General features: G+C 45.3%; 20 protein-coding genes and 3 tRNA genes. 5 read left to right on the forward strand and 18 right to left on the reverse strand.

Going from position 1 to position 24279, the window contains the following annotated elements; translation table 11 throughout:
• Window positions 1-142: 142 nt before the first annotated feature.
• The 5 genes from VMX18_04710 to VMX18_04730 all read right to left on the reverse strand — a co-directional run bounded on the left by VMX18_04710 (window position 143) and on the right by VMX18_04730 (window position 1900).
• Window positions 143-1087 carry a metallophosphoesterase gene (locus VMX18_04710; GenBank protein ID HUT22662.1) on the reverse strand — a complete coding sequence of 315 codons (945 nt, stop codon included), beginning with the start codon at window positions 1085-1087 and terminating at the stop codon, window positions 143-145.
• A gap of 116 nt (window positions 1088-1203) precedes the next feature.
• Window positions 1204-1281: transfer RNA gene (locus tag VMX18_04715), tRNA-Met, on the reverse strand.
• Between the two features lie 143 nt (window positions 1282-1424).
• Window positions 1425-1500: transfer RNA gene (locus tag VMX18_04720), tRNA-Met, on the reverse strand.
• Between the two features lie 75 nt (window positions 1501-1575).
• A tRNA-Leu gene (locus VMX18_04725) sits at window positions 1576-1662 on the reverse strand.
• Window positions 1616-1900, reverse strand: a complete 285-nt coding sequence (locus tag VMX18_04730) for a GIY-YIG nuclease family protein (GenBank protein HUT22663.1) — start codon at window positions 1898-1900, stop codon at window positions 1616-1618. Before VMX18_04730 ends, VMX18_04725 begins: the two co-directional genes overlap by 47 nt.
• Window positions 1901-2167: 267 nt before the next feature.
• Here VMX18_04730 and VMX18_04735 point away from each other — a divergent pair, with 267 nt between their 5' ends.
• The 3 genes from VMX18_04735 (at window position 2168) to VMX18_04745 (ending at window position 4477) form a co-directional block, all read left to right on the forward strand.
• Window positions 2168-2929 carry a ParA family protein gene (locus tag VMX18_04735; GenBank protein ID HUT22664.1) on the forward strand — a complete coding sequence of 254 codons (762 nt, stop codon included), beginning with the start codon at window positions 2168-2170 and terminating at the stop codon, window positions 2927-2929.
• 90 nt (window positions 2930-3019) lie between these two features.
• Complete coding sequence (locus tag VMX18_04740) at window positions 3020-3901, forward strand: ParB/RepB/Spo0J family partition protein (protein ID HUT22665.1); 882 nt, start codon at window positions 3020-3022, stop codon at window positions 3899-3901.
• A 9-nt stretch (window positions 3902-3910) separates the two neighbouring features.
• Entirely contained in the window at window positions 3911-4477 is a 567-nt protein-coding gene (locus tag VMX18_04745) for a hypothetical protein (GenBank protein ID HUT22666.1), read from the forward strand.
• Window positions 4478-4822: 345 nt separating this feature from the next.
• On the opposite strand, the gene VMX18_04750 is transcribed toward VMX18_04745, so the two are convergent.
• The 11 genes from VMX18_04750 to dprA all read right to left on the reverse strand — a co-directional run bounded on the left by VMX18_04750 (window position 4823) and on the right by dprA (window position 18134).
• Window positions 4823-5572 (reverse strand): hypothetical protein, encoded by a 750-nt coding sequence (locus tag VMX18_04750; GenBank protein ID HUT22667.1) that lies wholly within the window; start codon window positions 5570-5572, stop codon window positions 4823-4825.
• The gene (locus VMX18_04755; GenBank protein ID HUT22668.1) at window positions 5572-6561 is read right to left on the reverse strand and encodes an SPFH domain-containing protein; all 990 of its coding nucleotides are present in this window, start codon (window positions 6559-6561) and stop codon (window positions 5572-5574) included. The genes VMX18_04750 and VMX18_04755 overlap by 1 nt, the downstream gene beginning before the upstream one ends.
• A 319-nt stretch (window positions 6562-6880) precedes the next feature.
• Window positions 6881-7291, reverse strand: a complete 411-nt coding sequence (locus VMX18_04760) for a pilin (protein ID HUT22669.1) — start codon at window positions 7289-7291, stop codon at window positions 6881-6883.
• Window positions 7292-7293: 2 nt separating this feature from the next.
• Window positions 7294-8748: a RelA/SpoT family protein gene (locus VMX18_04765; protein HUT22670.1), complete on the reverse strand. Its 1455-nt coding sequence runs from the start codon at window positions 8746-8748 to the stop codon at window positions 7294-7296.
• A 7-nt stretch (window positions 8749-8755) separates the two neighbouring features.
• Window positions 8756-10360, reverse strand: a complete 1605-nt coding sequence (locus tag VMX18_04770) for an HD domain-containing protein (GenBank protein ID HUT22671.1) — start codon at window positions 10358-10360, stop codon at window positions 8756-8758.
• 945 nt (window positions 10361-11305) lie between these two features.
• Window positions 11306-11707, reverse strand: coding sequence for a hypothetical protein (locus tag VMX18_04775; GenBank protein HUT22672.1), 402 nt, complete (start codon window positions 11705-11707; stop codon window positions 11306-11308).
• A 54-nt stretch (window positions 11708-11761) separates the two neighbouring features.
• Complete coding sequence (locus tag VMX18_04780; GenBank protein ID HUT22673.1) at window positions 11762-12394, reverse strand: hypothetical protein; 633 nt, start codon at window positions 12392-12394, stop codon at window positions 11762-11764.
• Complete coding sequence (locus VMX18_04785; GenBank protein ID HUT22674.1) at window positions 12366-12782, reverse strand: hypothetical protein; 417 nt, start codon at window positions 12780-12782, stop codon at window positions 12366-12368. Before VMX18_04785 ends, VMX18_04780 begins: the two co-directional genes overlap by 29 nt.
• Before the next feature lie 299 nt (window positions 12783-13081).
• Window positions 13082-15307: a type I DNA topoisomerase gene (topA, locus tag VMX18_04790; protein ID HUT22675.1), complete on the reverse strand. Its 2226-nt coding sequence runs from the start codon at window positions 15305-15307 to the stop codon at window positions 13082-13084.
• A 361-nt stretch (window positions 15308-15668) separates the two neighbouring features.
• The gene (locus VMX18_04795) at window positions 15669-16925 is read right to left on the reverse strand and encodes a Mur ligase family protein (protein HUT22676.1); all 1257 of its coding nucleotides are present in this window, start codon (window positions 16923-16925) and stop codon (window positions 15669-15671) included.
• A 114-nt stretch (window positions 16926-17039) separates the two neighbouring features.
• Window positions 17040-18134: a DNA-processing protein DprA gene (dprA, locus tag VMX18_04800; GenBank protein HUT22677.1), complete on the reverse strand. Its 1095-nt coding sequence runs from the start codon at window positions 18132-18134 to the stop codon at window positions 17040-17042.
• An 820-nt stretch (window positions 18135-18954) separates the two neighbouring features.
• On the opposite strand from dprA, the gene VMX18_04805 reads away from it, so the two are divergent.
• Window positions 18955-19536: a hypothetical protein gene (locus VMX18_04805; protein HUT22678.1), complete on the forward strand. Its 582-nt coding sequence runs from the start codon at window positions 18955-18957 to the stop codon at window positions 19534-19536.
• Between the two features lie 163 nt (window positions 19537-19699).
• Here VMX18_04805 and der read toward each other — a convergent pair whose 3' ends face one another.
• Complete coding sequence (der, locus tag VMX18_04810) at window positions 19700-21664, reverse strand: ribosome biogenesis GTPase Der (protein HUT22679.1); 1965 nt, start codon at window positions 21662-21664, stop codon at window positions 19700-19702.
• A gap of 468 nt (window positions 21665-22132) precedes the next feature.
• Window positions 22133-23533 carry an LCP family protein gene (locus VMX18_04815; protein ID HUT22680.1) on the reverse strand — a complete coding sequence of 467 codons (1401 nt, stop codon included), beginning with the start codon at window positions 23531-23533 and terminating at the stop codon, window positions 22133-22135.
• Between the two features lie 132 nt (window positions 23534-23665).
• On the opposite strand from VMX18_04815, the gene lepB reads away from it, so the two are divergent.
• Window positions 23666-24268, forward strand: coding sequence for a signal peptidase I (gene lepB, locus VMX18_04820; protein ID HUT22681.1), 603 nt, complete (start codon window positions 23666-23668; stop codon window positions 24266-24268).
• Window positions 24269-24279 lie beyond the last annotated feature (11 nt).

Raw genomic sequence — 24279 nt, forward strand, 5'->3', positions numbered from 1 at the left:
ATCATGCCTGCCCGCCGACCTGTCCGGCGTAGCTTCAGCGGAGGCGGAAGCTTAATAGCGAAGGCGGGGATCATGAATCACATATCAATTCCGGTTTTATCTTTGCTCTATGTTATATGTTTCATGTTTCATGAACATTATATCACAAATCAATATTTAACACGGCTATTTCGGGCGGATCGAATAATCTGGCGCGCGGTCCGATTTCACCAACGCCTGAAGTGATGAAAATCTGAGTTTGATCAAAATCAAAAAGTCCCTGATCGTATTGTCTCCCCAGCTCATCCGGAATCGGAGAGACAGGGCCGATCAGCGGCAGCCTGATTTGCCCGCCGTGCGTGTGACCGCTGAGCATTAAGTCAACTTTATCTTGCGCGGCGGCGATAAAATCGGGATTGTGCGCCAGCAGGATAATCGGCTCTGTCCGATTGGTCCCTTTCAGCGCGGCGTTAATATCGGCATTGCCCGTCCAATATTCTTTGACACCGGCCAGATAAAAGCTTTCGCCATTGATGACAATTTTTTCATTTTCATTTTCGAGCAGTTTGGCAGGATAATTTTCAAGCAATTCTTTGAGCGTCCCGGTTTTATCTTTGTATTTGGGATCGTTGTAGCCGGGCAGATGATATTCGTGATTGCCGGAAATCAAATACATCGGGTAATCTTTGCTTAATTCCAAAATCGGCGCCAAATATTTGTGATTGCCTTCATCGCCATAGATATAATCTCCGAGCAAGACAATGACGTCAGGATTTTGAGCGCGTAATGCGTCAGCGATTTTTTGGCTGTATTTGTATTTTTTGAAAGGTCCAAAGTGCGAGTCGGAGACGGCGGCTATTCTTATTCTTTGCGCGCTTTCCGTTTTATTTATATTGATCTCCACATTGTTCACCCACAGTTCTCTGGGTTCGATGAAACTGCCGTAAAAAACAATCAGCCAGCTTAAAATCAATAAGCCCGCGATTAACAGACGACTTATTTTGCGCTCGTTTTTTTTATAAAAAAAAGACCTGATCAAATGATAGGCGATAATAGCGGCGGCAATCAGCCAGCCGAAGATGATTATTTCAAATACGTAGAGCAACATGTTCAAAAATTAAAATCGAAATTTTTTGTCCATCGAGTTCGCTTAAGACATTCGACTCGCCTCATGTGTGGTCGTAGACCATGAGCGACCCCTAGCGAAGTCGAGGGGGAGTCGAATGGTAGCAGGGGTGGGGATCGAACCCACGACCTGAGGGTTATGATTCCTCCGCTCTAACCAAACTGAGCTACCCTGCCGTCCTACGCTTTTTTCGAAAAGCTTCGGACGGCGGGCCATTCAAAGTTTTCGAAATAAGCGATAATATTGTTGTAAACGATCACTTCTTGGAAAAGATGAAAATGGAATCCTTAATGTTTTATATTTAATCTTAAATTTACATTGGTAGCGGGAGGGGGACTCGAACCCCCGACCTCCAGGTTATGGGCCTGGCGAGCTGCCAACTGCTCTATCCCGCGATGATTTTTAAATGATTCGCCTCGTCCCTGCTTGTGCTGGAGGTGGAACACCATGAGCGAGCGGAGTGAGTCGAATGGTGCCGCCGGTCGGAGTTGAACCGACATGAACGTTAGTTCACACGATTTTGAGTCGTGCGCGTCTGCCAATTTCGCCACGGCGGCATAATGATTTTAAATATTCTTTGCCAATTCCTGATTTTAGATATTTTTCTCTTTTTCTCGCTTCCTTTCGATTCGCAAATTTTTCTATGGTTATAATTTCAAATGGCATGTACGGTTTGGTGGTTCTGCTTTTTCCGGTATTATGCTGCCGTATTCTTTTATGTGGATTGATTGCCGTACCTACATAGATATAAGATTTTGATAAACTGGATATAGCGTAAGTAAAGCAATCTCGCATATTTTATTGTCGTGCGCGCCTGCCTGCTCCTCGGGTCTGCCTTCGACGGCCCTGAGGGGCCGCTCAGGCCCTCGAAGGGAGCGACCTCGCCACTCGGCCGTGAGCTCGTGGCCGAACGGGAGTCGAAGACCGGCAGGCAGGTCTGCCAATTTCGCCACGGCGGCCTGCAAACAATATGGATACTATACAGTAAATGATGAAAATTGTCAAAAACCATGGAATGTATTATAATAAATTTGCATATAATTTCAATTATTCTTTTTAAGTATGGCTAAAATCGTCTCCATTGTAAATCAAAAAGGGGGAGTCGGCAAAACTACGACAGCCATCAATTTGAGCGCATATTTGGCCGAAATGGGCAAATTTGTTTTGCTGGTGGATATGGATCCTCAGGCCAACGCGACATCCGGATTGGGCATTGATTATAAAAACTTGTCCGGCGGCATGTACGAGGTCTTGATCGGGGAAAATTATTTCAATAACATCATTTTACCCACCAAACATCAGGGATTCAAGATCGCTCCGGCCACGCCGGATCTGGCGGGCGCGGCCGTGGAATTGGTCAATATGGATCGCCGCGAATATCGGCTCCGCGACGCCTTGCTTGAAGTGCAGGGAGACTTTGATTATATATTTATCGATTGCCCGCCTTCGCTCGGATTGTTGACCTTAAACAGTTTGGTGGCCACCGACGAAGTTTTAATACCCGTTCAGGCCGAGTATTACGCGCTTGAAGGTTTGGGACAGCTCTTGTACACGATCGATTTGGTCAAAGAGAATCTCAAGCCGGAACTCGGTATCATGGGAGCCATGATCACCATGTTCGATAAGCGCAACAATTTGTCCGATCAAATCATGAACGAACTTTATCAATATTTTCCCAATAAAATTTTTCGAACAGTGGTGCCGCGAAACGTCAGACTGACCGAGGCTCCCAGCCACGGCCTGACCATCGCTCATTACGACCCGGCGTCCAGCGGCAGCAAGGCGTATGAAAGATTGGCCAGGGAAATTATCGATTTGGAGTAAAACGGATCAACGGATTGTCAATGGATGCCACAGATCCTGGGCTGAATTTCCGTTGCCAATCAGTTGACCTGTATTAAATAAAAATAAAATATGATACAAAAAAAAGGCTTGGGCCGCGGGCTGAGCTCGTTGATCCCCAAAAAAGTTTCGCCGGCCATGGTTAAAGAAGAAAATAAAGATTTGGTATTGTCGCCGTCATCAAAGCAAGTGATTGAAATTTCTCCCGATAGAATAGAACCCAATCCCATGCAGCCGCGGCAAGTGTTCAATCATCAGGATTTGGAAGATTTGATGGAATCAATCAAAGAGCACGGCATTATTTCTCCGCTGATCGTCACGAAAGCGGGGGACGGCTATCAATTGATCGCGGGCGAGCGCCGCTGGCGTTCGGCGAAAATATTGGGAATGGAAAAAGTGCCGGTTATCGTCAGGGAAGCCAGCGAGCAGGAAAAATTGGAATTGTCATTGATTGAAAATATTCAAAGGAAGAATTTGAATCCCATCGAAGAAGCGGCCAGTTATCAAAGATTGACCGATGAATTCAATTTGACGCAGGAACAAATCGCCAAGCGGCTGGGCAAAAGCCGATCGAATATCGCCAACACCATCAGACTGCTTAATTTGCCGCAAGAAATTCAGCGCGCCATTGTGGACGGCAAAATCAGCGAAGGTCACGCCAGAGTTATCTTGGGTTTGCCCACGGAAAAAGAACAGCTTGATTTTTTGAAAAAAATATTGCAATATAATTTTACGGTCAGAGACGCGGAGAGTGAAAGCCGAAGAGTTTCGCCGCGAAAACCGAGGCAGTTGCAGAGTCTGAGAGATCCGGTTACTGAAGCGCAGAGAGATGAAATCAGGCAGGCGCTCAACACGAAAGTGGATATTAAAAAGCGCGATGGCCAAGGACAAGTCGTCATTGAATTTTATTCCGAAGAAGAATTAAAAGAGATAATCAATAAAATTCGCAAATAATTCAATTTTATGAAAACAGCATCAAAAATCTTTTTGGCGGCGTTCATTATTCCTTTGGTGATTTCAGGTTGCAGTTGCTCGAAAAACAATACCTCGAATATCGCCGATTTTCAAATCAAGGAACGCGAAGACGTTAAAGACGCGGTCAGAGATTGGGTGGTATTCACCAATCCGGCTTATCGCTATGAACTTCGTTCTCCGAAAGACTGGACGATTTCCGATGTCAATAAAGACGGAGAGGATGTCAGATTCTATCCGGAGAAAAACGCCATCACCGAAGATTATTTGGGGGATTTGAGGATTTTGGGCTATACGAATTGGCAGGAACATCTGCCGCTGGATGAATTCATAAAAACCAAAGCCGTTAACAATTATTATCAAATGAGCAACGCGGCGGACAGGGAGGAATTAGAATTTCGAGGTTACTACGCCATGAGATTCAAAAATGTTGAACTCAAAAAAGATCAATTCATTGACGTGATCGTGGTGGATACCAAAGACAGCATAGTGGCCATTGAGCTTCACGGGTCATATGATGTCTTGACCAACATCATCAGCAGCATGTATTTTTATTGATTCAAAGACGATGTTGAAAAATCCGACCGAGCGTCGGATTTTTTTGTTGTCGAATGAAAAAGCGGAGAGTCAAGCTCTCCGCTGGGGATGGATTTGAATTTTTGTTTTGTAGAATTTCTTTAGCGGAAAAAGCGGAGAGGCAATTTTTCCGCTGGGATTGGATTTGGGTTTTTGCCCAATGAAAAATTTTATTAGCAGGCGCAAAGGCTTTTTATTGGTGTGTATTTTTTCCCTTACCAGCGGAGAGCTTGACTCTCCGCTCATGGATTTATTTAAAATAAATAGCCGAGGTTCCTTGTTAGAAACCTCGGCCAAACGAACGTGTGCGCGACTCGCGGTCATCGCTCATCGCTTTCGACAGCGATAGACTTTGAGCCGCGCGGGTTTGTCTCCGGCGTTGAGGACGAACGCGTTGAACACGCCGTCCTTGACCTCGCCGCTTTGGGTAGGACCCCAAAGGCAGGTCGCGCCGAATTTTTTTGGAGACACCGGCCAAAGGCTGGACTCCGTGTTGGAAAATCCAACATGGATTACGGCATCGCTCGGTGAAACATTGTCCACCAGGATGCCGAGCTGCCGGCCGTCGGCTTTGAGCATGACCTGCTTGCCCGGCAGGATTTCCTGGTCGAGCAGGAGCGGCATGCCGGGGTGAGTCCGTTCCGCGGGCGCGATCGGTGTCGCTCCCGCGGGGTTGGGGCGGCGGAAGCTTTCGAGGATCTCGCCACCGCACGAGATCATCCCGTAACCGAGGTAGCCCACGAATCCCAGCGCGGCAAGCCCCGCCAGGATCGCGCATACCGCGGTTACAATGTCCAACGACTCGCCGGCCGTATCGAAGGCCTTGGCCGGTTTTTTCGCCGGTGCCGGCGCCGCTGTCGGCGTCGTCGTTGCGGCGGGAGTGGACTCACTTGGCGCCGGGGTTGGCGCCGCCGTGGTCGCAGCGGCGGGCTTTCGGCTCGGGATGAGCGCGATCGCCAACGCGGCCACCAGACCGGCCGCGGCCAGGCCGGCCTCCCAGCGCCCCGAGACCATGATGGCCAGCGGAGCGAGGAGGAGGAGGAGGCCGATGAGCAACAGAATTCTTCCCGCTTTCATCAGCTCTTCCCTCCAAGCCCCTTGAGGGCGTTCTGAAGAATGCCGGCGATATCGAGCGACAGCACCAACTTGGAACTGCCGCTGGAACCGATGGCCTTGGCCGCTTCGATGGCGGCCATGGCCTTCATGTATTCGGCTTTCTGGCCTCCGCTCTCGAGCAGACCTAGCGCCTCGAGGGCCTCGGCCTCTGTCATCATGGCCACGGCCTTGCCCTCGGCCACCTTTATGGCGACCTGCTTGGCCGCTTCGGCGTCGATGATCGCTCGCTCGCGCTCTTTCTCGGCGATTTTCACGCCAAGCGCAGCCTTTTCCAGCTCCGCTTTCTGCTGGAGCTGAATTCGAGGCACCTCATCGAGCGCCTGACGAATAGTTTCGTCGGCTGCCCGAATGACGTTGACTGTGACGCCCTCGAACAGGACGCCCCATTCGCTTTCCTTTGTTTTGAGTTCATCCAGGATGGCCTTGGCAAGCTCTTTGCCCGCGCCAATCATCTTGTCGTAGCTTGTTGCGGCTGCCTGGCGTCTAAATTCCCCCTGTACCTCGTCTTTGATCAGCTCGTCCTCGAGCCGACCGTGAACTGATAGAAAGAGTTTGACGCACTCGATCTCGGACAACCCGTGTTTGGTTGCCCATTTTTGTGGATCCAAACGCCAGTTGACCGAGATGATCTCAGCCAGAACGTCCATCCAGCCGACTTGTTTGTCAGATTCATCGTTCACCTTCGCGCGCGCCTCGAGCGAAGAGTAGTCCCTTGATTGCGTTTCGCGGGTGAAGTACGGCTTGTCGTCCGAGAACCTCTCGAGCGACTGGAGCAGCAGTTTGTTGATCACGCGGATGCCCGCGTGCTTGACGGCCTCGATGCCGCCGCGGCCCATGACGATCATGATGTCGTTGGGCCGGAGAAAGTGGATGCGAAAGATCGCTCCCAGGATGAGAACGATCGTGCCCAGACCCATGACGAGCCCCAATAGCCAGTAATACTCTTCCATCTTAATCTAATCCTCCCGTAAACGAAAACGTAAAAATCTTTGCGGGAAAATCCCGCTTTTAGTTGTCAAAGTTCACAAAGTCACCATATTATTATATCATATTTAGTCAAAAAAGTCAATATTTGCGTATAAAACAACAAAAAAACCCACTTTTTGGGTGGATTTTGAATATTAAATTGGGTGTTACAAATTACATTCACTATTTAGCTCCTGTTTGTATTGTTACGAAATTACATTCACTTATAGCCTTATGCCATAGAAGATTGTAATTTGTAACAGATAACCAAAAGCTAATTAGAATCTTGTAATTCGTAACAATTTATTGCTGCAGAGCCCCGATAATAAAGGAAACCAAGGCGTAACTGGTAAAGATGATTACCAAGCCGATGGTCGCGTAAAGCATGGCATTTTTGCCTTTTTTGATTTGCTCGGGATTGCCCCCGGAAATCAGCCAGAGCACGCCTCCGTAAATGAAGACGGCCAAAGCGGCCGTGCCCGCAATGCCGATCAATGACTTGATGATTCTGCCGACAACAACATTGAGGTCAGTGGCTTCAGCGCCGAGCGGATTGGGCAATTCGAGCGAAGTATTGACAGGCGTTTCCGCCGGAGGCACTGTCTCCGCGGGCGGCACTGTTTCAATGGGAGGAGAGGTTTGCGCCAAGGCGAAAAGGGGAATGAATAAAAGCGGCATCAGACTTAGAATGATTTTTATTTTTGTTTTTGCCATATTTAGATTGATTTCTTAGTTGAAATTATTTTTTTCCAAGTTTGTTTTTTGAAACTGCCGATGTGAGCCTTGGCGTTTCTGGTTTTAACGAATTTGAGCCATTGCGGATTGGGGCCTTTTCTGTTTTTATCGAGAGTGATCTCGACCACATCGCTGTTTTTCAATTTGGTTTCCAGAGGCACGTGAATGTCATTGACGTAAGCGCCGCCGCATTTATTGCCGACGTCCGAATGGATTTGATAAGCGAAGTCAATCGGCGTGGCGCCGTCCGGCAAATCAATGACATCGCCTTTGGGCGTGAACACGAAAATTCTATTTTGGAAAAAGTCGATTTTTAATGTTTCCAAAAATTTATCGTCGTCTTTTATTTCTTTTTGCCAATTGGCCAATTCTTTGACCCAGGCGATGTCTTTTTCCTTGATGCCTTTTGATTCTTTGTAATGCCAATGAGAGGCAATACCGTATTCGGCCTGATTGTGCATTTCTTGAGTTCTGATTTGGAATTCGATCGGTTCTTGATTGTCTCCGAAGACGGTGGTGTGCAGCGAGCGGTAGCCGTTGGGTTTGGGTTGGGAAATATAATCCTTAATTTTGCCTTTGATCGGCTTCCAGAGACTGTGAATGATGCCGAGCGTGGCATAGCAGTCGGCGACGTCTTTTAAAATGATTCGCGCGGCCACCAGGTCGTAAATGCGGTCAATGTCTTTGTTGCTTTTCATCAGTTTTCTGTACAAACTGTAATAATGTTTGGTGCGGCCGTAAGCGTCAATGTATTTTATTTTATTTTCGATCAATTTTCGTTTTAATTTTTTCAGCATGGCGTCCATGGCGCGCTGTTTGAATTGCAATCTTTTCTTGATCAAATTTTCAACCCAGATGTATTCATCGGGAAAGGCGTATTTAAAAGATTCATCTTCGAGTTTGGCTTGCAATTCTCCGATGCCCAGGCGGTTGGCGATGGGCGCGTAAATTTCCAAAACCTCCATGGCGATTCTTTTTTGCTTGTTGGCGGGCAGGGCGTAGAGAGTGCGCAAGTTATGCAGACGATCCGCGAATTTGATGACAATGACTCTGATGTCTCTGGCCATGGCCACGAACATTTTTCTCAAATTTTCGACATATCGCTTCATGCCTCGGTATTTGACCGTGCCCAGTTTGGTGACGCCTTCCACCATGCCGGCCACGTCGTCCCCGAAATTCTTTCTGACATCTTCCAGCGTGTAGGTCGTGTCTTCGGGCACATCATGAAGCAGGCCGGCGATGATCATGTTGGTGTTGACTTTCAGATCGGCCAGGTTTTGCGCTGTGGCCAAGGCATGATCGATATAATCCACGCCCGTGGCGCGGCGCTGGCCATCATGCGCTTTTTTCGCGAATTCATAAGCCAGTTCCACCATTTCCAGGTCGGCTTTGGGATTGTACTTTTTTATGGTTGTGAGCAGTTTTCTAATGGTCATAAATACATTATAGCAGACCTTTAAGTTTAAGGTATCTTTTTATCTGCTTTTCCGCTTGCGGCGTCTTGACGAAATTCAACCAGTCCAGATCCGGGCCTTCCGAATTGATATCGGGAATTATTTCAATCACGTCCTCATTTTGCAGTTTTCTGTTCAATTCCGCCGGTTGATTGTTGATAATCGCGAATTTGCAGTAATTGCCAAGGTCGCTGTGAATCTGATAAGCGAAGTCCACGGGGGTCGAGCCTTTGGGCAGGGAAACGGCGTCGCCTTTGGGCGAATAGACGTAAATTTTTTCTTGAAATATTTTGCTGACCTCGTCTTCCCAAACGTTTTTGTGAAACAATGATTTGCCCGTGTGGAGAATTTTTTTCGTCCAGTCGTCCTCTGATTCCTTGTTTTTATAAAAAAGCTGGGCGGCAATGCCGAATTGAGCGGAGCGGTGCATGTCCTTCGTTCGGATTTGAAATTCGGTCAATTGATTGCCGGGCCCGATGATCGTTGTGTGCAAAGTTTGATAGCCGTTTGATTTGGGAGAGGCGATATAGTCTTTTATTCTTTTGGGCACGGGCGGCCACAATCCGTGAATCAAGCTCAACATTAAGTAACAGTCGTCGACCGAATCGACAATAACGCGCAAAGCAAACACATCGTAAATATTATTGAACGTTTTTTGTTTGGTTTTCATTTTTCGGTAAATGCTGTAGTAGTGTTTGAATCGGCCGTTGACATCGCATTTGATTTTCTTTTCTTCCGCCTCGTTTCTGACGGTTTTGGCGAGTTTGGCAATGTATTTGTCTCGTGTTTTTCTGTCTTCTTCGCCGAAACGTTTTTCGATTTTTTGATATTCTTCCGGCTGGAGTATGCGGAAGGAATAATCTTCGAGTTGCCAGCGAAGATGCCACACGCCCAGCATGTCCGCGATCGGCGCCAAAATTTCTTTGGCTTGTTTGGCCACGAGATAGCGATCTTCATCCGGTATTCTTTCGTAATTGATCAGAGAATCAATGGCCGAGGCCATTTTCACCAAAATTATGCGCACGTCTTGAGACATCACCAGCAGGATTTCGCGTACATTGCTGTTGAAGCTTTTGGTTTTGTTGGCATAGTGATTGATTTTTTTGTACGTTTGCAAAATGTCCGCTAATTTTTTTCCCAACTTCTCTTCCACGATTTTGTCGGATTCGGGATTGAGCCGAGAGACATGGTGCAAAAGACCGGTGATAATCGTCAAATGATCCATGCCGGTTCGGCTTAATATCTCGGCGGTATTCAGGGAATGCCGCATGTATTCGATCTTTTGTATTTCCGAGAAAAGAGCCACGGCCAGATTCAAGGCCATGGCTATTTTAACGTTTTCTTCGCCGATGAGGGTCTTTATTTCTTTTTCCTTATCGGGATGATTTTTTAATATTTTATGCGCCAGCGCCGCGCCAATGAACCCCGCGCCGGCTCTGCCGGCCGCCAGCCGGTTCGCCAATTCGATTGTTTGAGATTTATCGTCAAAGCTCAATTCTCCGGCCGCGTTTTGGAAATATTCAAACATTGCCGAGAGAGCTTCGTGCCCTTCCGGCTTTCTTTCGATATATTCCGAGAGTATTTTGCTTTGCATATTTATGTTTCCATTATAACAAATTTACAGAGATGTCAAAGGGAAAAGTCAATAATTATTAAAAAACAGCTTAAAATCGATGGGAGGCATTGTTTTGCGATTTATAAACATTGACAAAATTAAAAATGTTTGCTATAATACATATGTTGATGTTTTGGGACAGTTCCCAATGACGCGAACACTCCTTGTGCGTTTTCCTGCAAGGAGTGTTTTGTTTTAAACGTTACAAATTCCAGCAGCTGATAAGCTAGCCTTGGTTTTAGTTTTTGTGAGTCGTTACGAATGATTACAAATACGTTTACGTTACGAATTATTGCGGCTATTTAGCTATCCTTAGCGTCATATTTATTACAAATACGTTACAAATTCCAGCAGCTGATAAGCTTGCCTTGGTTTTTGGCTTTGTGAATCGTTACGAATAATTACAAATAATGGGCGTAGGCGTTGTCATCTCGACCGCCTGCCTGCTCCTCGAGTCTGAGCTCGCCACTCGGCCGTGAGCTCGTGGCCGAACGGGAGTCGAAGACCGGCAGGCAGGAAGTCGTCCGAAGCCGCGGCGAAGGATGACGAAGTGGAGAGAGCTTTTCCATCTTGATTAAAAAGATTTATTCATTTTTTTTTCATGAATCGCGTTTTATCAACACGGCGATTGGTTTTCAATCAATGATTTGCTAAAATATACGCGAGGGCCGCCGGAAACCCTAGCATCAACAATGTCATTGGGGTTACTATCCGGCACCCTCACTTTCAAAATAAAAAATAAAAAATAAAATATAAAAAAATTGGAGTCCCTTGGCGGGACTTTTTTGTTTTTAAAATGGAAAGAGGAGTTTTAAACGCTTTGCCACTTTGCGATTTCCCGCCCGCCTGTTGGCGGATTTTTATTGTAATGACGGAAAGGGGGCTCGGGAAATAAAAAAGAGGCGATTGCCTCTGATTTTTTTATTAAGAAATTTTTGATAAGTCCCCGCCTAAAACAATCGGTCGCATGGCTTTGATTTCGTCGGCATAACTCGTCTCGGGAATGTCATTAAGTAAAAATATTTTTTTGTTCAATACGTGCGCGAAGCCCATTTCCAGAAACGAATTGCCGCCGATGTAATTTTTGATATTGTTTTTATCCGCATTGACCACCAAGATGGCGTCGCCTTTTTTTATTTCATTATAATAATGCCTGATCAGGTCGTGATCGATTTTATTTTGGATGGATTCATGGCTGGTCTCGCCGGGCTTGCCGCCGGCGTATTTTTCCGCGCCCCGCGGCAGAGTCGTTTGATGGCCCATTTGATTCAGTTGTTCGGCAATGTCCAGCATTTGTTTGGACGCGGACATGCTGCCGCGGTGCATAGGAGTTTTGTGGGAAAGGTGAAATATTTTATATTGAAATTTTTTGTAATAATCTTAATAAAACTTAAAAGCAGTATGGGGTTGTGATAGTTTATCGAGATACTCATCAATATCCTCAATCAAAATTTTATTATCAATATTTTTAGATTTAAGCAAATTAGTAAAGCTTTTGTTTATAATATGGGATGAGCCGCAAATAAATAGAATTATTTTGTTCTCATTTAGTGACTTGCTTAACTGATTAAGCCAATGGTTTTCTCTCTTAGACCAGAATCCTTTTTTGGATTGATATTGATAAATCAATTCATTCGTTGTTTTGATATAAATTTTTTTAGCACGGAGTTCGTTTTTAAATGTGTTATATTCTTTTGAAATTTCATTAGGATCAATGAGCATTCCTATTCTTTGTCTTTCCTGCTTGTCCATCTCGCAAAAAAGATGTTTGATGTCCGTGCCATTATTTATTAACTCATTTACAATCTTTTGACATGTGGATTCTTTTTCCCCGTCGCTGAGAGACTCTTGATTAAATTCCTCCGCCAATACTTGAATCTGGTATTGTTTGACGAGGTTTTTAATGGTTTTCTCAAAAGGTGCGTTCAATGTTGAAATATGTTGATATTTATGATCTACTCCGATTAAATAAAGCATAATTTCATTATTCCTCATTAAAGAAATTTTTTCCATATTTGTCTTCCAGCCATTTATCCGCACTTTCATTGGATTCTTCAATGTTTTTACTTTCAACCTCTTTCATTAAGCGTTTTAACATCCTGTAATTTTTGTAGTAGAAAATATTAATCAATTCTTCTTTTTTGATTTTAAAATCCCGCTTGTTGTCGTACTCTTTTTCGATGAGAGCAGTTAAGGCCATCAAATATTCCGGATCGCTCGAAACAAAAGCTTCTTTGATTTTAGATAGATCCCGTTGATTTATTTCATTCTCTAACGCCACTCTTGTAATGGTGATTTCGCTTTGGTCAATAATATGGTTTTTTAACAGAATTTTTTCATAGCGGGAAATTAGAATTGTTAAAAATGAAAGCAAGTTATTATTCATTGTTGATTTAAACATAGTTGATTTATTATTTGTGATTTTGTGTCTATAGATTACCAAAATCCTAACCCAACGTCAAAACCGAGCCCTGCCATGTTGAGATTCCCGCCTGCCCGCCTCAGGCGGGATCAAGTCGGGAATGACTGAAAAAAGGGAATGACGAAAGGGGCTCGGAATTGGAAATAAAAAAAGAGGCCAAGAAGGCCCCTTGATTTGGAAAAAAGAAACTGGAAATTAGAAATCTGAAACTGGGGATGGAGAAGAAAATTGCTTCATTGTTTCATCGCTTCCCTGTTTCATGCTTCACGATCCATGATTTATGACTCCGCCATTTCCGTATGCTTGCACTCTTTATTCGAACACCTGATGGTGCCCTTCGCGCCGAAGACCAGCTGGGAGCCGCAGTCCGGGCATTTTTTGTCAACCGGTTTTGACCAGAACGCGGTTTTGCATTCCGGATAATTGGAACAGCCGTAGAAAGTCTTGCCGCGTTTGGATTTTCTTTCGATAATATCTCCCTTGCCGCAATTAGGACATTTGACTCCGGTCGGTTTGAGTATGGGTTTGATGTTTTTGCATTCCGGATATTTCGAGCAGCCCAAAAATTTTCCATAGCGGCCGTGCTTGACCGTCATGGGCGCTCCGCATTTGTCGCATTTTTCATTCGTGGCTTCGGTTTCTTCCTGAACTATTTCGGTACCGTTCGAAGAGACGATGTTTTTCGTGTTTTTGCATTCGGGATAATTCGAGCACGCCAGGAATTTGCCGAAGCGGCCCATCTTAATGATCATGGGCGAGCCGCATTTTTCGCAAACCTCTTTAGTCTCTTCCTCAGTGATTTCTTTTTTGGAAATCTCTTTGTCTTTTTTGGTCAGATTTTCTTTGAACGGCGTGTAGAATTCTTCGATCAAGGGCTGCCATTCCTTTTTGCCTTCGGCTATGTTATCCAAGTCTTCTTCCATATGAGCGGTAAAGTCGTAATCAACAATTTGGGGAAAATGCGCCACCAAAAGATCATTGACCACGAAAGCGATGTCCGTCGGAGCCAGTTTGCGGTCTTCTTTGATGACGTAATTTCTGTCTTGGATGGTGGCAATCGTCGGCGCGTAAGTCGAAGGCCGGCCGATGCCGCGCTCTTCCAGCGCTTTGACCAGAGTGGCCTCGCTGTAGCGGGCCGGCGGCTGAGTGAAATGCTGGAGCGGCGAGATTTCTTTGGCGTCCAGGTCGTCGCCTTCGCTGAGCGCGGGCAACAGAGTTTCTTGGGCTTGCGCGCCGTAGATTTTTTGCCAGCCGTCGAATTTGATCTGCGCGCCGCTGGCTCGGAAAACATATTCGCCGTCCTTGCTTTCGATGTCCACCGAAGTTTGGTTGATTTTGGCGTCGGCCATTTGGCCGGCCAGCGCCCGTTCCCAAATCAATTTGTACAACTTGTATTGATTATTATTTAAAAAATTCTTGATTGTCTCGGGTTCGCGTCCGGCTACTGTCGGCCTGATGGCTTCGTGCGCTTCTTGCGCGCCTTTTGATTTTTTGTAAGTTTTGGCTCCTACCGCGAGATATTCTTTGCCGAATTTTTGGGAAATGAAATCTTTGGCGTCTGATTTGAATTCTTCCGACAAATTCAAGGAATCCGTTCTCATGTAAGTGATCATACCGGCTGATCCCTCGGAGCCGAGCTCGATTCCTTCGTAGAGCTGCTGGGCCAGCATCATGGTTTGCTTGGCGGAAAAATGCAGTTTGCTGTTGGCGTCTTGCTGCAAGGTCGAAGTCTTAAAAGGCGCCGGCGCTTTTTTCGTTGTTTCTTTGAGCTCTATTTTCGAAACTTTATAATTTTGATCTTTGAGTTTGTCCAGGATTTCTTTGGCTTGCTTTTCGTTTTTAATGTCCAGCTTCTTCAATGTTTTGCCATTTATGATATGAAGCTTGGCCGGAAATTCGTTTTTATCTTTGCTGAAAATAGCTTCGATCGTCCAGTATTCTTCTTTTTTAAATGCTTGAATTTCTCGTTCGCGTTCGACGATCAATCTGACGGACACGGACTGAACGCGTCCGGCCGATAATCCCTTGGCCACTTTTTTCCATAAGAAAGGGGAGAGCTCATAGCCGACCAGTCGATCCAAAATTCGGCGCGCTTGCTGGGCGTTCACCAGATTCAAATCAATGGTTCTGGGCGTTTGCAAAGCTTTTTCAATGGCCGCTTTGGTGATTTCGTGAAATGTTATTCTTTCCGATTTGTTTTTTTTGGGTTTTAAAATGTGCGCCAAATGCCAAGCAATGGCTTCTCCTTCGCGGTCTTCGTCAGTCGCGAAATAGATCATGTCCGCTTTCTTGGCCGCTTCCTTTAATATTCCCACATTCTTTTTGGCTTTGGGCGGGATAACGTATTGAGGTTCGAAATTATGTTCGATGTCCACGCCCATCTTGGTTTTCGGCAAATCTCGGACATGTCCGAAAGAAGACAGAATGGTGTATTCGGCTCGAGGCAGAAATTTGGTGATGGTTTTGGCTTTGGTCGGGGACTCGACTATGATTAAATTCTTCATATGTTACAAATTACAAATAAATACAAATATTACCCTTCGACTCGCCCTTTGCGAAGCCTCGGGCTCGCTCAGGGCAGGCAAATGAGTTACAAATTACGATTAAGAAAAAAAATTATAAATGCAATATGCTTTTGATACTGCCATTATTTTGGAAAGTTGTCAAATTAAGGGATTGTTGATAAATAAACATGGAGAGTTTCGTCTCGCGCATTTGGCGCTTCACTGATAATAAAAAAATGACGCTGAGGAGGACCCTGACGAATGGAAGGGGACGACGAAGTGGGCCAGGCCGCCAGGCCATAACCTGCCCCCCGCCCTTTAAAATAAGCAATAAAAAGGGAGGGGGGACAAGGGGGGAGGGTTAAAAGCTTTTTCGGTTTTGCAAAATCCATTCCTCCGATATCCAGGACTTTCTCAGCTCGCCGCAAAGAAAAGTGGAGCCGGTGATCAGCAGAAGTTGATTTTTTGAAAGATTCTTTTTCGCGGCGTCAAAAGCTTGCCATGGATCGAGAAACGCGCGGCACTTTGTTTTCGGCCAAACTTTTTTGACGGTTCTTTGAATTTCAAAAGGATTAATGGCCTGCCTTTGCTCGACCAAAAATCTGGTGGCGAAAATCTCGCAGTCGAAATTATCCAAAAGCGGTTTTAAACAAGCTTTGATATTTTTGGGAGAAGACAGAGCAAAAATAATTTTGAGCCGTTTGGCTTTTTGAGTGTTTAATTTTTTAGACAAATATTTTATTTTTTCCGGATTATGCGCCGAATCAATGATGACGAGCGGATTTTTTTGTATGATTTCAAATCGGCAAGGCAGTCCGGATTTTTTTAAGCCTTTCTCAATGAACTCGTCATTGATTTTCAAATGTTTGGCGATTGAAGATGCCAGCGCTTGATTGGGCTTGTCTTTGAATTTTACTTCAATCAATTTTGACTTTGTTTTTTTTGCTTCGTTTTCAAAAATTTTCAAAAACGTTCGATTCTTTTCTGTCGTAAAGCAAGTGTTTCGGTGAATGATGCCCGCTTTCTCGAAAGCCACGTCGGTTAAAGTCGGGCCGATGATGTGGAGGTGGTCATGGCCGATATTGATGATGGCCGCGATGTCGATTCGACTCATGGCATTGGCCGCGTCATGACGTCCGCCGCAGCCGACTTCGACGATTATGTAGTCGCATTTTTTTTCTTTGAAATACATTAAGGCCAGCAAAGTGAAAATTTCAAAAAACGAAGGCAGATCAAATTTTTGAAAACATTTTTCAATGATCGGTTTCATTCTTTCAACCAGCCGCGCGAATTCATCGGGCGAAATGTATTTGTCGCCGACTTTGATTCGTTCAATGGCGGTCGTTGAATGCGGAGAATAATAGGCGCCGACGTTTTTGCCCGCTTCAAACAAAATTTGGCGCAAGGCGTCGACTGTCGAGCCTTTGCCCGAGGTGCCCGTGACCACGATTATTTTTTTCGCTGACTTTTCCGGATTGCCGGCCAATTTGAAAAGAGTTTGCGCTCGCTTCAAATAATGTTTGGGATCGGCGCAGCCCGAAAAAAAAGCGTCTTTCTTGATGTTGGACAAGGAGATGAGGTAATCTAGCGCTTGATTGTATTTTTTGTATGGAGTCATGGGTAATAAATATTTTTATTAGGTTATTAGTCGAGTAGGTTCTTAGGTCTTATTGACTTCTTGGCTTACCTAACAACCTAATAACCTACAAGCTCTGGCTTAATTATTCATGATTCATGATTTAACAAACATCTGATTGCCCAAATCCCTGATCAAGCCTTTCATTTCCATTATAGTCACATTCGCGTTTATTTTGGAAGCGGGCAGGCCGGTCAGTCTGGAAATTTTATCGATGTGAATCGGTTCGGATTTTAAAATATTCCAAATCAGTTTTTCTTCAACGGACAAATCGATTTCTTTTTTTCGTTCGACCAATTCTTCTATTTTTTCCATGTTCAATTCATCGAGAATGTCTTTGGTGGAGGTGGTGGCCTTGGCGCCTTGCTTGATCAGGTTGTTCGGCCCCAAGCTGGTCGGCGAATTGATCGGACCGGGCACGGCGAAAACTTCCCGATTTTGATCCAAGGCGTATTTGGCCGTGATCAAGGCGCCCGAGGTTTCGCCCGCTTCGACCACCAAAGTGCCCAAGCTCAAACCGGAAATGATTCTGTTTCTGGCCGGGAAATTGTGCGAAAGCGGCAAAGTGCCGATGGGAAATTCCGAAACGATCAGGCCGTTGTTTTCCAAAATCTGTTCGGCCAAATATCTGTTTGATGTCGGATAAATGTTGGCTTTGTCAAGACCCGATCCCAAAACCGCGATGGTTTTTCCAGCATGATCGATGGTGGTTTTGTGCGCCAGTGAGTCAATGCCCAGAGCGAGTCCGCTGACAATGGTCAGATCATTTTTTATCAATTCAACAATCAAGTCCGGCAGGATTTGCCTGCCGTAATTGGATATTCTTCTGGTGCCGACCACGGCGAGGCAGTTGGTTTTTAGTAAATTCAGATTGCCTTTGTAAAATAAAAGAGCCGGATGATTATGAGCTTCTTTGAGCAAATCCGAATAAGCTTCGCTGTTCGAGGTGATGACTTTCAGGCCTTCTTTATTTAAAAGTTCGAGTTCTTTGTCCGGGTCAATCGAGTTTCTTTGAATAACGAATTCTTCGGCGATGTTTGGCGCCAGGCCGGAGAAAATCAAATCGGACAGTTCGCCTTGGAACGCGTCTTTGTAAGACGGAAAATACGTCATCAAACATTTCAGACGCGCCGCGCCGATTTTTTGGAACCTGACAATGCCAAGTAAATATTTGAGTTCTTCTTTCAGCATAAAGTTATTTTAATTTATCACAAATTTTTGAAATTACAAATAATTACGAATTGAGTTATCTAAGCTGAAGCGTTTGTATTGACAATTCCAATAAGCTTGTGCTATTTTAATCATGCGCACGCGGCTGGGTGCGCGATGTCAGCTTTCCTGCGAATCGGCCGAGGACGATTCGCAAGCTGCGCCAGCGCCGCAAACATCCGCCTCTACCCACATCGTTTTTCCCTCTGGGGCCTCGGCCTTCTGAACCCGCTCGACTCTCATGTCTTGCGGGTTCTGTCTTTTAAATTACAAATAATTGGGTCGAAGAGGAGAATCTATGTTTTGGTTTAACTGTTTTGTCAGTAATCGGTAAACAGTAAGCCGTCAAAATGACACAGAAGAGCAGAGAGTCGAGCTCTCTGCTGGGATAGATAAAAAAGGTGTTTTGTTGGTTTATTTATTTCCTAGCGGAAAGCTTGCCTTTCCGCTCATCCCGCCAATTGACAGAACAAAAAAATCGAGCTAAGTTGAAATCGACATTGGTTCCTTTATATATAGAGAACAGCAATTTACAGGAAACACGTAAATTTAGATGAAAAATCTCTTCAAGTATTGACTTTTTGTATGAATTGTGATATAATGCAAGGTCAGTATCAAATGGGGAGATAACATCTATATATCGATAATGCCTGGAATTTTGCTTATCGGCCCCGAGCCATGTTAGCAGCCCCTCCTCTGCTGTCTGTGCTTTAAGCTGATAAGCAAGATTCCGGGCTTTATTTGTTTAAAGCCCCGAGAGAAAGTTTAACAATCCCCCGACAAGGGGGGAAAGGTCCTGATCATGAAGACGACGTTGATCGTTGTGGCGGCCCTCGTGGTCGCCCTGGCCGGTTCGGACTCTTTTGCCCGCGGCAGCCGGCCACGCGGTCAGACCCCTCGTGGCCAGACCGTTCGTGGCGGCCAGACCGCCGAGCGCGCGAGCTACCGCAACACCCCGCGCGGTCAGTCCCCTCGGGGACAGGTGGCTCGCGGCCGCGCTCCTCGTGGAGAGGTCCGCGGCGGATCCTACCGTCGTGGCGGCGCCTACCGCCCGGCGGTGTATGGTCGCGGCGGGGTCGGCTTCCACGTCGAGTTCGGGTTCGGCATTCTGCAGCCCCGGACTGTGTACGTGGCGCCGCAGCCCGTGGTCGTGGTCTCCGCGTGCTCGTACGATGAGCCGTGGAACTGCGCCCCGGCCGGACCCTTTTCGTTTAGCGGCTCCCACTACTACTACAGCGTCGGCAACGGCCTGTGGTACATCGTGGGGCCCAACCCGTTCTTGATCAACAAGAACCCGGGTGGCTACCCCGTCTCGGACAGGTATCTGGTCGAGGCGCGGCGTAGCTACCTCATGCATCCGGCTGCTTACGCCGTGGTGCGGTAGTTCCATCAACGTTTAAAGGAAAGGAGGAAAACAAAAGGACGCTAGGTCTTACCCTATGCGTCCTTTTTCGTTTTAAATGCGCGGTCATCGGCGGCGACGCCGATGGTAGAGACGCGCCGCGGCGCGTCTCTACGCGCGGGCGTATGCCCGCGGCCGCGCCATATCACATGAAATTTTTCAAATCAACAATGGCCGCCACGACGGTTTCCATGAATTTTTTCTTTTCCGCCATGGTGAATTTTTTCAACACAAAATCAGCCGTGTCTCCCATTTTCTTTTTATCTTCGCGGGCAATGCCGAGGCGCAAGCGATGAAAATCATTTGAGCCAAGAAAATCAATGATCGATTGAACTCCTTTTTGACCGGCTGATGATCTGCTTTTTTGAATTTTGTATTCGCCCAGTAAAAAATCGACGTCGTCGTGAATCACCAGCAAGTTGTCCAAATCAATGTTGTAGTATTTGACCAATTTTTGAACGGCTTCGCCGGAATTGTTCATGAAAGTCTGCGGCTTGGCCAAAATGATTTTATTGCCGTCGAGCCTGCCCGCGGATAGCCAGCTTTGATTTTTTTTATCCAAAATCCATCCTCCAAAATCATATTGAGCTTCTTTCTTTAATTCGTCCAAAGCCGTAAAGCCCGCGTTGTGCCTCGTCGATTCATATTCTTTGCCAGGATTGCCCAGGCCGACAATCAATTTGGTCATATTTTTACCGCTTAATTTTTTGTTTTTCGACAAAATCGCTTCTTTGGGCAACTGTCTGCTTCTTTTCGTTAAAACCAGTTTGACGCCGCTGCCGGACAAATTGAATTCTTCCCTCAGATTGTTGAGCAAATATCGGCGATAAGAAAAAATCAAATCTTGAGGTTTATCGATAATCAAAGCGAAAGTCGGCGGATTGATATCGGTTTGATTGATTTCATAAATGAAAGCCGGTTTGGTGATGTGATTTTTCGGAGGAGGGGATTGTTTTTTAATCATCTTGGACAAAAATTTATCCAGCTGTCTTTGCGGGATGATGATTTTGCGATCTTCGTAAAGTTGAATGATCATGTCGAGCAGCCGCTTCACCTTGAAGCCTGTTTTCGCGCTGGTGAAAACAATCGGCGCCCACTTTAATTGCGGCAAAAGCGACTGATAATATTCAATATATTTTTTTTGGGTGTCTTCATCCTTCTCGGGGATCAAATCCCATTTGTTCGCGACAATGATTAGGCTGGGATGCTCGTCCATGATGACCTGCGCCAAGTTTTTATCTTGAACGGATAATTTTTTGCTGCAATCGGTGATGAAAATGGCCACGTCGATTTCACGAATGGTGTCCAAGCTTTGTTCAATGCCCAGTTTTTCCAACTTGCCTTTGATTTTACCTTTCTTGGTCACGCCCGCGGTATCGAAAAAGCGCAAGTTGTAATTTTTCCCGGAATCGGCCGAAAAATCAATGTCGATCATCTGCCGATCTCTGGTGGTGTGCGGACGTTCATTGACAATAACTCTTTCTTCGCCGGAAATTTGATTAAAGAGAGACGATTTGCCCACGTTCGGCTTGCCGATCAAGCCGATGGAAATTTTTTCGATTTTTTCTTTCGTCTCTTTCACTGCGGGTTTTTTAAAATTCATCTTTGACAGCATCGCATCCAAAAGATCTCCGGTGCCGCGACCGCTGGCCGCGGATATCGCGATCGGTTCTCCCAAACCCAGTTTGTAAAATTCGGATAAATTGACCTCGTCTCTGGCCGCGTCGGTTTTATTGGCGACCAGAACGATGTTTTTTTTATTTTTTTTCTTAAGCATGCCGGCGTATTTTTTGTCTCCGGGCAAAAGTCCTTCTTTGGCATTGACCATGAACAAAATCAAATCGGCTCGCTTGATGGCTTTTTCCGCTTGGATCAGCGATTGCTTTTCAATCAAGTCCGGATCCTCGACATCCAGACCGGCGATGTCCACCATGGTCATGACTTTGCCGCGCCAAACACAGTCGCCGTATTGGCGATCTCTGGTCGTGCCGGCGATATTGGAAACAATGGCGTTTTCGGTTTCGGTCAATTTGTTAAATAAAGAGGACTTTCCAACATTGACTCGGCCGACCAAAACGACGAGCGGATTTTGATGTTTTATCTTTGACATATTACAAATTACGAATAATTGCATCGAATAGGACAAGCTTGGTTTAGGTTTATCTGTTTGCTACGAATTGTTGCTTCTATGTAGCTTGCCTTTGCCTTGAAATTACGAATAATTGCATCGAATAGGACAATCTTGGCTTTGGTTTAGGTGACTTATTACAAATAATTACGAATGAGGCGGGAAAGTTGATGGCTACTTAAAAAGCTAATAAGCTACAACCTATTACAAATAGTTGCGTCTGGCAGGACAAGCTGTGTTTAGACCTTAACGTTTATTGCGAATAATTACAAATGGTTACGAATTACAATAGACTATTCAGCTTTCAGGTTATTTGTTACGAATTACAATATTCTCAGGCATAAAGTTATAAGTTAATGTACTTTGTAACAATACAAATAAAGAGCCATTTAGTGAATGTAATTCGTAACGACTCCCCGGCTTCTCTGTTTCATGCTTCATGATACGTGATCAAAGATCCTTATTATCCGCGCCCAAAATAATGTAAAAATCAGTACCAGGCGCGGCCAGTTTTTTTATCCAATCAGGTATTTCCTCCGATTTTTTAGCTTTAAGAATTGTTTCCAGCACGCCGGTCACTCCGGATTTTTCTCCTCCGGTCAGATCGTATAGCTCGGTTGTCTCATAGTCTTGCGACGGCGCGTTGCCGATTTTAATGACTTCATAACCGAGAGAAGTGAATTTGTCCGAGGTTCTGCTCGCCAGCCCGTTGACGCCCGTGCCGTTTTTAATTTCTATTTTGGCCGTTTCTTTTTGCTCAATGGCTTGTTCTTTCAAAAAAATGTTTTCCGCCGCGAATCTGATATCCGAAAAATTTTCGCTTTTTGGTTTAAGCACGAAAGCTTCTCCGTATTTGGTGCCGTACAAAAGTCCGTTGGGACTGTCATCGAGCACCAAAGTGCTGACGTTTTCCATGTCCACTTCTTGGGCGATTTTGGCCAAGTGAACGATTTCCCAAATTTCCAAATTGGTCGAGATGTTTTCGCTCAATGTTTCCATGACCTTGGATATTTTTTTCGGGCTCAGAAAGGTTTTGTACGATAAGGTTTTTTTCTGCACGGCCTCGAGTACTTTTTGTTGCCGTTTGCTTCTGGCGAAATCGCCGGACTCTCCGTTGTTGCCGTGGCGGGAGCGGACGTATTTGAGAGCTGTGTCGCCATCCATGGTCTGCCAGCCTTCTTCGAAACGAACCACTTGATATTTATCGTTTGGCGCGGGATATTGATAATCCGTAAAAGAACGATCCACGTAAACGTCAATGCCGTCCAGATCGTTTACCAGACTTTCGAAGCCGTCAAAGTCCACTCTGACGAAATAGGGAATATCAATGTCCAAGACATCGCTGACGACTTTGGTGGTATAGATGCCGCCGGTGCCGTTCGTCTGGGCTTCGGCGAAAGCATAGGCGTTATTGATTTTGCCTTGGCCGAAATCGGGCAAAGGCACCAGCAAGTCTCTGGGGACCGACATCATGGCCACGCGATTTTCGGACGGTTTGATGCTGATCAGCATGATGGTGTCTGTCAGGTTCGGGCCGTCGTGCCCGCTGCCGCCGTTGCCTAGCAACAGAATGTTGATGCGGTCGTCTTGCTCCCCGATCACTTGATCTTCATAGCCTTTGATCATTTGGCCGACGTTTTTGAAAAAATTAAAATTTTGGAAACTGGCGTTTTTTCCTCCCGATAGAATCACTTGAAAGGTGAAAACGGCGAAGACCGTAAATAAAACAATGAATAAATATAAAATCAACCGGCTGACCTTGAATATTTTTTTGCCTTTCGGATTTTTGTTGTCGTCTTTATTGAGCAAGTTAACTTTGATTGTTTTGTCGATATTTTCTTTTTGCGCCATAAATCTTTTTCTCCATGGAATTATTATAAGAGAATAATCCGTGTTTGACAACTGTGTGTAATTGTTGATTTGCTAAAATCGGGCGGCGGTGCTATAATAACCGTGTTATAAATTATTATTATTTTAAAAAATATGAGCGGAGATCCTTTTATTACCAATAAATCAAAAGGCAAGATAATTTTTGAATTCATTTGGGATTTGGCCAAGGTGGCTTGCATTTCGCTGGCCATAATAATTCCGGTCAGATATTTTTTGATTCAGCCTTTTTACGTAAAGGGCGCTTCGATGGAGCCGAATTTGCACGATCATGAGTATTTGATCATCAATGAAATCGGCTATCGTCTGGATGAACCGCAGAGAGGAGACGTGGTGGTTTTCAAATATCCTCAGGATCAGACTCAGTTTTTTATCAAACGCGTCATCGGTTTGTCCGGTGAAATCGTTGAATTGAAAGATGGCGTGGTTTACCTGTATTCGAAAGATGAAAACGGCGAAGATAAAAGATACGTGTTGAATGAAACTTTTTATCTCGATCCTCAAATCAAAACTTGGGGCGATCGAACTTTTCAAATCGGCGAGAACGAATTTTTCGTCATGGGAGACAATAGATCGCAAAGTCTGGACTCGCGATCATTCGGCCCCGTGGACAAGGACTTGATCGTCGGCAAAGTTTGGCTGAGAGGTTGGCCGTTCGATAAGTTTCAGCTCTTTAGCCAAATCGATTACGGATTTTAATTTTTGATAAG

The organism is Candidatus Bipolaricaulota bacterium (assembly GCA_035528115.1).
In the GTDB taxonomy this organism is placed as follows: Bacteria; Patescibacteriota; Patescibacteriia; order UBA11705; family DATKZF01; genus DATKZF01.

What these genes read in the sequence shown, in the direction of transcription:
- VMX18_04710 (HUT22662.1), bottom strand. Translation starts at nt 1,087, where the DNA reads ATGTTGCTCTACGTATTTGAAATAATCATCTTCGGCTGGCTGATTGCC.
- VMX18_04730 (HUT22663.1), bottom strand. Translation starts at nt 1,900, where the DNA reads ATGCGAGATTGCTTTACTTACGCTATATCCAGTTTATCAAAATCTTAT.
- VMX18_04735 (HUT22664.1), top strand. Translation starts at nt 2,168, where the DNA reads ATGGCTAAAATCGTCTCCATTGTAAATCAAAAAGGGGGAGTCGGCAAA.
- VMX18_04740 (HUT22665.1), top strand. Translation starts at nt 3,020, where the DNA reads ATGATACAAAAAAAAGGCTTGGGCCGCGGGCTGAGCTCGTTGATCCCC.
- VMX18_04745 (HUT22666.1), top strand. Translation starts at nt 3,911, where the DNA reads ATGAAAACAGCATCAAAAATCTTTTTGGCGGCGTTCATTATTCCTTTG.
- VMX18_04750 (HUT22667.1), bottom strand. Translation starts at nt 5,572, where the DNA reads ATGAAAGCGGGAAGAATTCTGTTGCTCATCGGCCTCCTCCTCCTCCTC.
- VMX18_04755 (HUT22668.1), bottom strand. Translation starts at nt 6,561, where the DNA reads ATGGAAGAGTATTACTGGCTATTGGGGCTCGTCATGGGTCTGGGCACG.
- VMX18_04760 (HUT22669.1), bottom strand. Translation starts at nt 7,291, where the DNA reads ATGGCAAAAACAAAAATAAAAATCATTCTAAGTCTGATGCCGCTTTTA.
- VMX18_04765 (HUT22670.1), bottom strand. Translation starts at nt 8,748, where the DNA reads ATGACCATTAGAAAACTGCTCACAACCATAAAAAAGTACAATCCCAAA.
- VMX18_04770 (HUT22671.1), bottom strand. Translation starts at nt 10,360, where the DNA reads ATGCAAAGCAAAATACTCTCGGAATATATCGAAAGAAAGCCGGAAGGG.
- VMX18_04775 (HUT22672.1), bottom strand. Translation starts at nt 11,707, where the DNA reads ATGCACCGCGGCAGCATGTCCGCGTCCAAACAAATGCTGGACATTGCC.
- VMX18_04780 (HUT22673.1), bottom strand. Translation starts at nt 12,394, where the DNA reads ATGGAAAAAATTTCTTTAATGAGGAATAATGAAATTATGCTTTATTTA.
- VMX18_04785 (HUT22674.1), bottom strand. Translation starts at nt 12,782, where the DNA reads ATGTTTAAATCAACAATGAATAATAACTTGCTTTCATTTTTAACAATT.
- topA (HUT22675.1), bottom strand. Translation starts at nt 15,307, where the DNA reads ATGAAGAATTTAATCATAGTCGAGTCCCCGACCAAAGCCAAAACCATC.
- VMX18_04795 (HUT22676.1), bottom strand. Translation starts at nt 16,925, where the DNA reads ATGACTCCATACAAAAAATACAATCAAGCGCTAGATTACCTCATCTCC.
- dprA (HUT22677.1), bottom strand. Translation starts at nt 18,134, where the DNA reads ATGCTGAAAGAAGAACTCAAATATTTACTTGGCATTGTCAGGTTCCAA.
- VMX18_04805 (HUT22678.1), top strand. Translation starts at nt 18,955, where the DNA reads ATGAAGACGACGTTGATCGTTGTGGCGGCCCTCGTGGTCGCCCTGGCC.
- der (HUT22679.1), bottom strand. Translation starts at nt 21,664, where the DNA reads ATGTCAAAGATAAAACATCAAAATCCGCTCGTCGTTTTGGTCGGCCGA.
- VMX18_04815 (HUT22680.1), bottom strand. Translation starts at nt 23,533, where the DNA reads ATGGCGCAAAAAGAAAATATCGACAAAACAATCAAAGTTAACTTGCTC.
- lepB (HUT22681.1), top strand. Translation starts at nt 23,666, where the DNA reads ATGAGCGGAGATCCTTTTATTACCAATAAATCAAAAGGCAAGATAATT.